This is a genomic window from Sulfuriflexus sp. (genome assembly GCF_032250955.1).
Classification (GTDB): domain Bacteria; phylum Pseudomonadota; class Gammaproteobacteria; order AKS1; family AKS1; genus Sulfuriflexus.
This window is the reverse complement of sequence record NZ_JAVVES010000009.1, coordinates 42,602-55,780: the sequence shown is the minus strand read 5'-3', so window position 1 is coordinate 55,780 and position 13,179 is coordinate 42,602. Positions and strand designations below refer to the sequence as shown.

Sequence of the window (13,179 nt, the reverse complement as noted above, 5' to 3'; positions counted from 1 at the left end):
GTGCGCGAATCCGCTGAAGGACTAGGCCACCTGCACAAACACGGGGTTTACCATCAGGACGTCAAGCCTTCCAACCTGCTCTGGACAGACAAGGGCGTTCGCATCATCGACTTCAACGTCGCAGTCACCGAGAACGACGAGGTTCAGGGCGGTGGCGGAACGCGCCGCTATCTGCCGCCGGATTACGACTACTTGTCCGAGCCGGATGCCTCGGATCGGATGGATCGCGACCTGTATGCCCTGGGCATCTCTTTCTATGAGTGTCTGACCGGGAAATATCCCTTCGACGAACCCACGCCACCGATCAAGACCCAACCCAAGGACCCCAAACAGTTCAAGGGCTGCGCCGAGTTGAGCACCTCACTGATCAATGTGCTGGTGAAGATGGTTGCGCCGGAACGCAAGGATCGCTTTGCCTCGGTGGAAGAATTCATTTTGGCCCTGGCTGAAGTCAAGCGTTACCGCTCGGTGTTGACCACCGGCGAGATCAGTGTGGGGCTGAAGGCGGTGGCGAAGCTAGGCTTCGAGCCAACCGAACCGAATACCAACCCCTTTGTCATGCATTTGCTGACCGTGTATAGCCAGAGCCAGGTTTCCAACGCGGGCACCCGTGGCCTGGATGAGGTTGGCAAGGCGACCTATGTGCCGACCTACCTGGATGAGAAGCTCAAACCCGCACTGCTCAAGGGTGAGTTCCGTCTGGTGATCATCAGCGGTAATGCCGGTGATGGAAAGACCGCCTTCATCCAGCAGTTCGAGGCGTTCGCCGAGAGCAAGGGTGCACAGCTGCAGCATGGCGCGAACGGTGCCGTGTTCCAGCTTAAGGGGCACACCTATCAGAGCAATTACGACGGCAGCCAGGATGAGGGCGATGAGCGTAATGATGCCGTGCTACAGAAATTCTTCGGTCCTTTCGCGGGTAAAGACAACTCAGGCTGGCCGGAGAGTCAAACCCGCCTGATCGCCATTAACGAAGGTCGCTTGGTCGATTTTTTCCTGGAGCATGAAGACGAGTTTCCGTTGCTTGCCAAGCAGATCCAGCAAGGGCTGACGGGTGCTGCACCAGAAGATGGCATCGCGGTGATCAACCTCAACCTGCGCTCGGTGGTTGCCGAGCCCGAGGAAGGTCAACCTTCTATCCTGGAGCGACTGATCACTCGCATGTCCCAGCAGGAATATTGGCAGGCTTGCGAAAAGTGCGACCTCAAGGGCAAGTGCTACGCCTACCACAATGCCAGAACCTTCCAAGACCCGGTTTCTGGACCCAAGGTGATTGAGCGGTTAAAGATGCTCTACACCATTACCCATCTGCGTGGCCGATTGCACATTACGATGCGCGATCTGCGTTCTGCGCTGGCATTCATGCTGGTGGGTACACGCGACTGCGATGGCATTCATCAGCTTTACCAGAATGGTGGTGAGAAGAACCAGAACCGTATTCTTGATGGGCTCTACTTCAACTCGTGGCTGGGTGGCCGGGAAGGTTCTAATGATCGTTTGATTTCGTTACTTCACGAGATTGATGTTGCCGAGGTCAGCAACCCAGAACTTGACGGAAAGCTTGGCTTTTTGGCGCCACAAGTCCATAAGCCATCCCGGTTTAACTTTGACGAACGCGGTCACTACGATGAAGAGCTGATCGAGACATTGTTCAGTCATCTACCCCGAGACTATTCATCGAAGAATCGCGCCCGGTTGATCGGCAAACACCGAAATTACCTCTCGCACATGCGCCGCCGCCATTTCTTCGAGCGCCGGGACGATCACTGGGAAGATATGTTGCCCTACGAAAGCATCGATCCATTCTTGCATGCAATTGAAAAACCCGGCAAGAAAAGCACTGAAGAAGTATCCACAATCCTACGCGCGATCAACCGGGGTGAAGGACTCAGTGATCCTGCACGGCTGGGTAACCAGTTGGCGCTGCGCGTCCGCCAGGTGGATAAAGGCACCATCCGTAGCTACCGGCTGTTTGATGGGGAGCGCTTCACGCTCCGCACCGAGCAGGAAACGTCAGCTCATCCTTTCCTGGAATGCCTTTCTCAAGCACTGATGCTGTTCTATGACTCGGGCGATGGTCACAAGGCCAGCCTGCGCATCAATCTCGATATTTACGAGATGCTGGTGCGATTGAATAATGGTTACCGGCCAAGCATAGAGGAGCAAGAAGGATTCTATCTGAGCCTGGCGGTTTTCAAGAATCTCCTGGCATCTGTGCCGTACAAGGAGGTTTTATTAACCAAAGCTGGCCACAAGTTTTACGAAATCAGTCGCAAGGACGACGGCGTGTTGAGTATGCAGGTCTCAGAAAAAGGAGCCTCTTACCATGTCAATTAAAGGACGTGATAAGGAATTCAGAATTCCGAAAGTTTCCTACGTTGATTTCAAGCATATTGAAATGGATCGTGTGCTTACGATGCTTTTTCCTCGGCTGAAATACGATGGTTGGGGAAGTAGGAGACCTCCGCGAGGTGGAGACCTTTCCGTGGATGAGTTCCTGGAAGATTTTTTGGAACACCCTGAGTGGTTCTCGGGATTTGATAAATACCCCGACATCGTTCGTAGCTGGATCGAAACGGATCTGATGGATATGGTTAACCGAGGGAAGAGCAATCAAGCCCTCGCCGCACCACGGCCGTTGCATGGAAACACTTATAAATTTCGTAATGCCAAACACACCCGCGATTACGGTGCTGCCGAACAGATTTACTGGATGCTTTTTTACGCCCGAAAAGGCAAGGGTCAGGCCGCCCGCGATGCTTTGAAGCGATTCTTCTTCCCAGGAATCGATCTGGTAACAGACCGCTACGATCCCAGCTCCTCTGTCGATGTGGAGACGCAGGCAATCTTACGCTTGGATCACCAGGTCACCCAGGACACGAAGGATTCTAAGGAGCCTTCGCGGTTCCAGCCGCTGTGCATCGGTCAGGCCGACATTATGGCCGATGATATCCTGCGGCTACTGGCCTACGAGCCATACATTCCGCGCTCGGTACTGGTGGATTATCTCAAGACCCTGATGGCCTTTCATCAGGCGCTCTATCATCTCAAACTTCTGCAAATGTTACCCAAGTTGGTGAAGCAACGCTCAGGTAATGATCTTTGTAGCACGACGGAATGCCCGATTGACCCTGGACTCGATAATGCGCTCGAAGGCTGTCCCTACCGAGTTGCACTGGTGGTGGATATGGGGGATGTGAGTAACCCACACATGGCTGAGTTGGCTCGAAAATCTACCGACCGGTTGTATCGCCAGATCCCCGCCTTTGTGCAAGCCAATTTCGTCGTCAAGAAGCTCGATGAAATGGCGGACTACCTGAGCAAGAAAACAGGCAAGCTTGCCTCGCCGGCCAATGGGGTGTTTTCCGTGGGTGATCTGGTTTCCTTGCTGAAGCCTGATCACGATTCAGACCGGCAGGCCTACTTCAAATTCCGCCTAGCCAGTCTGATTGAAGAGTCCTCAGCGGGCAATGAGGATGTCGATCCGGAAATTCGCGATGTAATGTCAATGGGCCTCGGAGAGTTCGAATCCTTCATCGAGATTTTGATGGCGTATCGGGGTAAATATCACCGTCAGTACATCACCGAGTGTTTGGACTCTCTGCTTCTTAAAAACAAGGAAACCGGTTTGTTGGCTCAACCGCGGACCAAGGGAAGTCCGCGCCGGTTTGTACTGGGCAGCAAACTGCTTGAGGTGCTCCTACAGGTGGCCGTTCTAACCCAGGACGGCGGCCGGTTTGTAACTCGGGAAGTTCGCATCGAGGAGCTGCTCGCTTTCCTGAGAAATCGCTACGGCCTCCATATCGAGCGGCTTCCAGAAAGCGGGCAGGCCAATAGCAGCATCCTGGATCGACGTGCGCTACGCCTAAACCTTGAGGCCTTCAAGCGACGTTTGCGCGAAATTGGTTTCTACGAGGATCTGTCGGATGCCTATGTGACTCAGAAGGTATCGCCGCGCTATACGATTGAGGGAAATAACGGATCAGATAAGAACGGGAGGCGCGGATGAGTAATGCGTTCATCAAGCTATTTCAGGATAAATTAAACGCGGCGGTCGCTGGCTTGCTGTGTCCACGTATCGATGGAATTCTGGGTGATCGTGGCCCAGGACACTGCATGCGCGTCACCGATCTCGATGATGCAGTTATGGAGTCAGTCTGCAAGGAGCTGCGCCGGACCCGTCCAGATGGCAACATTTTTATCCTTGGAAGCCATGATCAGGAAAGTCTGCCTTACCGAGTAACCTCTACGAAGCTGGTGGAACTGCGGAACCCTGGCGCAAATGGTGAGTTGCGTCAACCGCTGCTGGTTTTTATCCCAACTTCACTGCGTACCAGCGCTGAAGATTCTTTTGGAGTGGCGACGTTCGAGGAACTGACCTTCACAGCTATTTACGAAGATCTTATTGACTCTTTACTTGACCGGCTTCCAGCTACCCTGGTTGTTCATGTACGTGATCTTTTCGGAATCTTGTCCGAAGCGGAATGGCTGTTCGCGGATGATGTTGCCCGCGCGAGGTACCTGCTCACGGCGCTGGAAAACGGTATTGACGGTGAAACACTCGGTGCCAGCCTGTATGAGCTGACGCTGATTCCGGACTTCAAGCTGTTTGCCGATCCCGGTATGGTCACCGGCAAGATCAGGCGGAACCTTGGTAGTGTCCGGAATCTGATGGTTTCGCACAAATCCGTGCGAGGACGCATCGCGGACCTGGGGCTCAGCGACAAGACCCTTGAGTCGCGCCTGTTCACATACTTTGAGAAATACGACATTCAGGAACCGGAAGTATGGACACCCCCCATCGCGACGGACAAGAGTTGGTGGAGCATTTCGTTTGACAAGTGGACCTTCCAGGAAGAACTCTCCCTGGACAAGGTTTTGCTGACAGTTCTGGAAACCGATCTACCAGTCGTGCAGGAAGATGAAGTCGACGATCAGTTATCCGGACTCATCGGACAGCAAATTCTGATTCCCAACGACCGCAGAAAGATGAATGTGGTCTTTGAGGTTAATCCTCATCCAGGAAAAGTCAGCGGTTTGGATCATTTTACGGTCCAAATCATTTCACAGAACGATGGTCCGGTCGGAAAATCCAAGAAGGTGAAAGCCTGGACGCCGAACCGTCTGCAGTGCACGACCAACCTCGCAAAACTCAATAAGATCGAGTTCGAGGAAGGATGGCACTTCATCAGGGTTCTTCCTTGGACCTCTGATGGCGATCCGATTCCGCTGGAAACGGATTCTGGCTCTGAGTCCGCCAATTCTTATGAGAGTGAACCTTTCTACGTCCTTCCTGGCGGGAGTATTGAGGAGGAACCACCTCAGCGGGCGATCCCTATTGAGCAGAGTCTCGAGCACGCCCGATTTCGCTTGCAACTCACCGCCCTTGCTGATGAACGTGAACCCGACGAAATTGCTTTGAGCAGCGTCGCTTGGGCAGAAGGGGGTCGTTCGAAAAAGGCCTCACGTCAAGAAATACTGTTGGCCAAGTTTGGTCGTGAAGGCGCGGTGCAGATTCCGCTGTCACGTATGCTCAAAACGATTGAGCAGAGGATATTGGCCGAGCCCAAACATCCATCCGGCTGGAGGATGCAGATCAATTTAGATACTGCCGAACCTCCTTCAGAGGTTGGACTGACTCTTCCCTCATCAGCAGCCATGGCATCTTTCCTGGCCGCTCGGGAGGAGATGTTTGCAGCGGTAAGGAAAGACACCGCTGAATTGATCATGCAGGGGCTCTCCTTCAGAGATGCCGAGAGGGAGTGCCTGGCCTATGCCGAAGCCTACCTCGACCTGGTTCGAAATCTCATCAGACAGGCGGAAACGACGTCCGGGGCTGAACGCCAGCAGCATCTTCAGGCACTCCGCAATGTGCTTGCCGTGGACTCCATTCACGTCATTTTGACAGACTTCCGAGGCAGGCATCGTGAGGCGGTTCTGGTCTCACCGACGCATCCACTTCGCGCCTTATGGCTAAGCAGTTGGGTGGCCTTGGGCAAGGACTGGCTTGAAAAAATTAAGGCGGGCGGGAAGAGCCACATCCCGCATGTCAGGTCTGCTCTTTTGGATGGGCTAGTGCCATCGGCATATCCAGTCGGAGTTCCTGTAGAGGATGGACGCATTTTTACCCCGGTCGACAATCTAAATGCTTTTTGGGCATTGTACGCGCCGACGACGGAGGAAAACTCACGCGGACTGATGGCGGAAATCTGCTCCGCTCTTGGCCTGGCTGAACCCTCGGCAGCGGGCGCAGACATTAGCGGCAAGGTGATCGCTGACAAAATTGAACGGTATCTCTCTCAGCATCCTTACGTTCGCGAGTTGTCACTGAATGTCTTTAATCCCGGCGCAGGGTCGGTCATAGCGGATGCCTTATTATCGCTGCAACAGAAGCGCGAACACGCTGACCTTCGCTACGATATCCGCCTGTTTACGTCGGACCCTGACTCTCCGGTGCTAGGCGAGTCTCTTGAATCGATGGTTCGTCCGGGAGCCACCGTCAACGAGGCGGCTGATGCTTTTGCGACCTCCACCGGCAGCCATCTGTTTTCAAAGCTCAATCTGGCCAAGCACGCGATTTCCGAATTTCATGCGAACGCCAAGGAATTTCCTGCCCACATCAGCGTATTGCTGGATGTGTTCCCCGCCGAGGAACTTTCGATTGCTGAGAAGCCTATGGGGATCACACCGCTCCATGGACTGATACAGGATTTCGACACCGAGTATGTTGACGATGATTCCGGGACCTATTGGAACAAGCGGCCTGTAGTCGGTCGGTCGCTCAATTCAGATAGCCAGGCAGCCTGTTTTGACCTGCTTTCATCTCTGAGCCGCCATCTCTGTTTCGCAACTTCAGCCGTTGCTGCGTCCGGGTCCAGTTTCAAAGCGGTACCCGTCATTACCCTGGGACTGGATGTTGCTCAGCGTGAGTTGATCTATGAAGTCCATCAGATCAGTGACTGGGTATTCACCATTGATCGCAATATGGGGATTGAATTCTTTGATCATGGGGGGCGGAAAAACAGGCCGGATTACCTCATTGATTATGTCCCGGGAGCCAGTTCGCAGGCGACGCACAACCTGATCATTTCCTCGCGATCCAACGATGAACTCGAGGCAATGCTCAAGCCGGTTCTGCTCGGACACGGCCTGTCGGCCGATGGCGAGCAATCGGTTCAGATTCTGGCGAATCTCCGTTCTCTGTCAGGGCAGCTTGCACTGAAGCTGATCTCCGCACCGACGCAGCAGGCGGAAGCCCTCGGTCTGGCCCTGGCTCGGCTCTACCTCGAGTATCAGGGAGCATTGAGCAACCAGGTCATTGTACCTTTGGATGCTCATACAGACCTCTATCGTTCCAGTGGTGAAACTGACGATGTCAACGACGCGATCAGTCTTCAGCGCACCGATCTGGCGTTATTCGACATCGACCTTACAGACAGAACCATCACCTGCAACCTGATCGAGGTGAAATGTTACTCGCAAGTGGGTGACTTTGCGGCTTTCAACCAGCTCAAGGAGAGGATTTCATCTCAAATTAATCAAAGCGAGCGCATTCTTCAGCGTCACTTTGATCCGGCACTTAAAAATCCAGACCGTCCGGACAGGCTACTGAAGAGCCGGGAACTGGCACAGATTCTTCGGTTCTATCTTGAGCGTTCCCTGCGTTATGGCATCTTTGACATTACCGCCGCGCAAGAAGCGCGAGGCCTGCTCGAGTCCATCGAACAAGGCTACTCGCTGCAATTTCGACGCTGCGCTCTGATCTTTGACTTCGACAAGGCAGGAACCGAGGCTCCCGACAACGAGGTGGGCATTGAATTTCACCGCATAGGCAAGGACCTGATTCATGCTCTTCTTGATAACTGCCGTAAGCCTGTGTCCGTTGAAACTGAAGAGGAACACACCTCCAATCTTCTCAGTGAACAGTTCATCCCAAATGTTCCAAAACTCGATTCGGCTGCCTTTATTGCACCCAAACGCGAGAGATCAACATCCTGGACCGTGGATGAACTTTGGGAGGAACCCGAGGTACCGTCTGCACCCGAAGCGGAGGAAGAACCTGCATCTGTAACCGAGAGGTCGGAACAAGAACCTGAGCCTGTCGACCAGGCCCACGAAGTTTCTGTCGTCTCTGAAGAGGATGAGAAGGATGAGGAACAATCCGCGGTGGCAGTGCCGGATACTTTTTCAGAAACCAAGGAGGATGAGACACAAAAGTCTGTGTCGGAGCCAACGCCTCCTGCCAATGTTAGCTACGACATTATGCTTGGAGTGAACGGCGAGTCGCCTCAGTACGGTTTACTTGGGGAAGTGTCCGGCAGAAAGATTGCTTTGGATCTAAACCACACCCATACGATCAGTCTTTTTGGCGTTCAAGGCGGTGGCAAGAGCTACACCCTTGGAACGGTGATCGAGATGGCCTCCATGCCACTCCAGCATATCAATGTGCTGCCAAGCCCGCTTGCCACAGTCATCTTTCATTACAGCCCGACTCAGGATTATGCGCCTGAATTTACCTCGATGATCAATGCCAACACGGTGGATGAGGAGGTCCGCATCCTTCGTGAGCGTTACAAGGCCAATCCGGAAGCTCTGAAGGATGTGCTGATTCTTACCCCTGCGAACAAGGTGGACGATCGCAGGGCCGAGTACCCCGACATCGAAGTGAGACCGATTGCCTTCTCAGCCTCTGAGCTAAAGGCTGCTCACTGGAAATTCCTGATGGGAGCCATCGGCAGCCAAAGCATGTACATGCGCCAGATCAATCTCATCATGCGCGGTCTCCGAGATAACCTGACCTTGGACGCGCTTCGCTCCGGCATTGATAATTCCGGTTTGTCTGACCACTTGAAGGAACTGGCTCAGACGCGACTGCTGTTTGCCAGTGAATATGTCGATGACAGCCAGTGCCTTCAGGATTTGATTCGCCCTGGTCGCCTGATCATCGTAGACCTGCGCGACGAATACATCGAGAAAGATGAGGCGCTTGGTCTTTTTGTGGTGATGTTGCAAATATTCTCCGAGGCTACCTATCAGGGGAGCGCTTTCAATAAGCTGGTTGTTTTCGACGAGGCCCATAAGTACATCGAGAACGATGATTTGGTTTCTGGCCTGGTTGAAGTTGTTCGCGAGATGCGACACAAGGGAACCAGCATCATGGTGGCATCCCAAGATCCACCATCGGTCCCCGTGTCGTTGATTGAGCTGTCTTCGCAGATCATTATGCACAAATTCAATTCTCCGGCATGGCTTAAACATATCCAGAAGGCCAACGCTGCTCTCGGAGAGTTGACTTCAGACAAGATGAGTCACCTAGGTACGGGTGAAGCCTATGTTTGGTCGAGCAAGGCATCAGACGACTCTTTTACCCGGGGCGCAGTGAAGATTAAGTGTCGTCCTCGCATTACGCAACACGGTGGCAGCACTAAAACGGCTGTGGACCGGTAAGGAGTAAGTACTAGGATTTCAAAACCTAAAGGCGCCGGTGCCAGGGTCAGTAGATTTGTTAGAGCTGCATACGGAGGAAGAGATGAACAGTCGCATCTACTTGTCCGCCCTGGTCTGCTATGGGCTGGATGACGAGCTGTTGAAGTTGAAGCCTCAGTGCATTGTGGGACAGGTTTGCGAAACAAAGCGAACGGAGAGAGAGGAATAAGTGGCTGGCGAGTACGAGAAGGCGATAACAATCGAGAAGGCGATTCATCAAATCGTCAACAGGCACTATTTGCTGCCAGCCATTCAGAGGAAATTTACCTGGAGCAGTTCGCAGATATGCGTCCTGTTCGACTCGATCATGCGCGGTTACCCAATCAATACATTCATGTTCTGGGAGGTCCGGGAACCGGAGGTCAAGAAGAGCTTTCGCTTTTACCAATTCCTCGAACGATATTGTGAACGTTTCGAGGAAAACAATCCTGATTTTGACACCAAAGGGCATGGCGACTTCTTCGCCGTCATCGATGGCCAACAGCGATTGACTTCGCTTTACATAGGGCTCAAGGGAACCTACGCATACAAGCTGCCCAGGAAATGGTGGCCTCGTACTAAGGACGACAGCATCCTTCCGCCGCGCAAGCTCTATCTCAACCTTGCGGCTCCTCTCGACGAAGAATCGAACGAGGAGATGATGAGTCACGAGTTCAAATTCCTGACTGAGACGCAGTTCAAGGAGGATCTGGGCAAGCCAGACAAAATTTGGTTTCAGGCTGGTGAAATCCTCGATTTCGATGCAGCCGAAACCGACGACGACGTTCTCGATATCGTTATGGATTTTCTCCAAGGGATTCGGCAGGAATCCAACAAGTATGCACGCAAGGCTCTCACTCGGTTGTATTTCGCTATTCGTCGGGACAACACCATCCACTTCTATAACGAAACCAATCAATCCATTGATCACGTCCTCGACATCTTCATCCGAACCAACCACGGAGGGACACCGCTCGCGTTCTCCGATCTGTTGATGTCAATCGCTGTGGCCAACTGGAAGAAGGATGCGAGACAACAGATCGATGATCTGGTGGATCAGGTCCGTTTCGGGGCCGACATGGAATTTTCCATCGACCGTGATTTCGTGTTGAAAACGGCCTTGATGCTCTCCGACGCAGATGTGCGATTCAAGGTCAAGAATTTCACCGGAGATCAGGTCGCCAAAATCGAGCGAGAATGGGACGACATCAAAACCTGTATCTTGGAGGTGTTCCGACTCATTCGATCCTTTGGTCTCAACGATGCTGCCTTGAGAGCGAAAAACGCCGCCATTCCAATTGCCTATTATCTCTTCCACAAAAGTCGGGACAAGATGAATGGCAAACAAGGCCTCAGGCTGTGTGAAAACTCGGAAACATCGTAATTCTACCCACGTAAGGCTTTCTTGAGTTCATGAGATCGATGCTAAGCCAATTTTATTTTCAGCTGGATCAAGTCAAAGTGCAAAATCTAAACGATTAAATAGCGGTAGATTCCGACTATTATCCTCTCTATTTTTAAAACAAAAGGCTATGTTCCTTATGCCGCCATTGCGGCGATCAATTTATCTTGCCCAAGTATCGATATCATCCGCCTCAGGTTATAAGCCAGCACATGCAGGCTCATTTCTGTGCTGACTTTTTCGAATCCTCTCGTCAGGAAATGGGTCGACCCCATCCAGCACTTTATCGTTCCAAATGGGTGTTCAACGGTCTGCTTTCTGATCAGCATGCTATCAGGCATCTCTGTCATCACCGCATCCATTTGGTCTATTTGATCCTGATGTTCCCAGCGCGCGATCCTACGCTGTCCCTTACTTGTTGAGCATTGGGGTTTCAGGCTACATGCTCTACAGGTCATGATGTCCAGAAAGTAACGCCTCATGGTCATTCCTTTTTCAATACCGGAGAAACGATAAGTGAGTGCTTGATTCGCAGGACAAATATAAACATCTTTATCGGCATCATATTGAAACAGTGAGCGGTTAAAAATCCCTTTCTTTTCACTACCTGATGTATCACCTTTGGGTACCAGTACTGTCATACCAGCGTCCTGAGTGTCTTTGATGTCTGGACCGCTGTAGTAACCCTTATCCGCGATAACAGTGACGGCTTCTTTTCCCAGCGCAGACTGCACTTGTTTCCCCATCTGGCACAGCTGTCCTCGATCCGGTTTATTCGTGACTTCATGGGCAACAATTAAATGATGCTTGGTGTCAACCGCGCTTTGCACGTTGTAACAAACGACCCTTGTCATCCCTTTTGTTTTCATGAGCCGGGAATCTTGGTCAACGGTTGAGAGCTGTTTTTCAGGATGGTTATCAACTTCCTTTTCCATGATCTTAAGTTCAGATAGTCTATTTTTTAACCAGGAAATTTTGTCTTTGATCGAAGTGTCATCGACGACCTGATCGTCTTTCTGATCAGCAACATCCAGCTGTTTTAAATAGTCATCGATATGCTTTTCAACGCGCTCTATGTGAAACTGCAATTTTTTCGGTGTGTAATTATTTTCCTTACTATTGACCGCTTTGAACTTACTGCCATCAATCGCAACTATGGCATCGGTGAACATATTCATTTGGCGGCAAAGGTCGATGAATGATCGGCAGGTGTTCTTGATGCCTTTGCTGTTATCCTTTCTGAAATCAGCGATGGTTTTAAAGTCTGGCGCCAAACGCCCCAGCAACCACATCAACTCAACATTACGACCCGCTTCGCGTTCCAATCGGCGTGATGACTGAATACGATTTAGATAACCATAAAGGAACAACTTGAGCATGGTGGATGGGTGGTAAGCTGGGCGGCCCGTCTCAGCGGACACTGTCTTAAAGCCTAATTTCGAAAGGTCAAGACTATCGATAAAAGCATCGATGACTCGAATAGTATTTTCTTCGGTAATGTAATCGTCCAGACGATCAGGGAATAATGTGGCTTGTGCTCGGCATGCACCTTCGATGAATCCGCTCATTGGATACCCCCATCAGTTGGAAGGTATGATTATAATTGGAATCGAGTTTTCACACACCCTGGCCTATATACGGACATCAACAACAGGGCTCGGCACGAGGAAGAACGGAAGCGAATTCGACAGTGGCTCCACATGTCTTTGCTCAAGGGTGTGTTCGGCGGTCAAGGGGACGCACTGCTGACCAATTTGCGGAAAATCATTCGATCGGGTCTTTCAAGCACAGTGGGTTTCCCACTGGATGAAATAGTCATCGACTACAGAGGCACGGCAAAGGATCTTATTTTTGATGACGACTTCATCGACAGGTTGCTGAAAACCCAAAAAGACGACTCTTCCTGCTTTTCGATCTTGGCGCTCTTGTTTCCGGACTTGGATTTCACTCAGTCTCTCGATATCGACCACCTGCATCCGTCTGCATCCTTCAGAAAGAAAAGATTGGATTTGCACGTCGGATTTGGAAATCCGGGAGGCCGCCCCTTCTATGAAAATATCGAGAACTGGAACGGTATCGCCAATCTTCATCTGCTGAATTCTTCCAAGAACAAATCCAAGCAAGATGAGCCGCTCAATCAATGGCTGGCCAAACAGAATGGAACGAAAGAGGAGGATCTTTTGATACCAACGGGGACCGATCTTTCTTTCGGGGCTTTCGAGTCATTTATAGATTCCCGGGCGGCATTCCTCAAGCAGATGCTGGGCTCATTGGTAGGCAAGAATGACGCTGATGGGCCATAAGGATAGGAA

6 protein-coding genes are annotated in these 13,179 nt (G+C 51.7%); 5 read left to right on the top strand and 1 reads right to left on the bottom strand.

Annotation, left to right across the window (positions count from 1 at the left end; all coding sequences use genetic code 11):
- The 4 genes from RQ738_RS02755 to RQ738_RS02740 all read left to right on the top strand — a co-directional run.
- The coding region (locus RQ738_RS02755; RefSeq protein WP_409929516.1) for a serine/threonine protein kinase at window positions 1-2,337 on the top strand (2,337 nt) is incomplete at its 5' end.
- Entirely contained in the window at window positions 2,327-4,009 is a 1,683-nt protein-coding gene (mads7, locus tag RQ738_RS02750) for a methylation-associated defense system protein MAD7 (protein ID WP_314161846.1), read from the top strand. The genes RQ738_RS02755 and mads7, both read left to right, overlap by 11 nt.
- Window positions 4,006-9,447 (top strand): methylation-associated defense system ATP-binding protein MAD8, encoded by a 5,442-nt coding sequence (gene mads8 / locus RQ738_RS02745; RefSeq protein WP_314161845.1) that lies wholly within the window; start codon window positions 4,006-4,008, stop codon window positions 9,445-9,447. The genes mads7 and mads8 overlap by 4 nt, the downstream gene beginning before the upstream one ends.
- A gap of 208 nt (window positions 9,448-9,655) precedes the next feature.
- Window positions 9,656-10,849 (top strand): DUF262 domain-containing protein, encoded by a 1,194-nt coding sequence (locus RQ738_RS02740; RefSeq protein WP_314161844.1) that lies wholly within the window; start codon window positions 9,656-9,658, stop codon window positions 10,847-10,849.
- Window positions 10,850-11,004: 155 nt separating this feature from the next.
- Here RQ738_RS02740 and RQ738_RS02735 read toward each other — a convergent pair whose 3' ends face one another.
- Window positions 11,005-12,435, bottom strand: coding sequence for an IS1182 family transposase (locus RQ738_RS02735; protein WP_314161843.1), 1,431 nt, complete (start codon window positions 12,433-12,435; stop codon window positions 11,005-11,007).
- Window positions 12,436-12,567: 132 nt separating this feature from the next.
- On the opposite strand from RQ738_RS02735, the gene RQ738_RS02730 reads away from it, so the two are divergent.
- Window positions 12,568-13,170, top strand: a complete 603-nt coding sequence (locus tag RQ738_RS02730) for a hypothetical protein (protein ID WP_314161842.1) — start codon at window positions 12,568-12,570, stop codon at window positions 13,168-13,170.
- Window positions 13,171-13,179 lie beyond the last annotated feature (9 nt).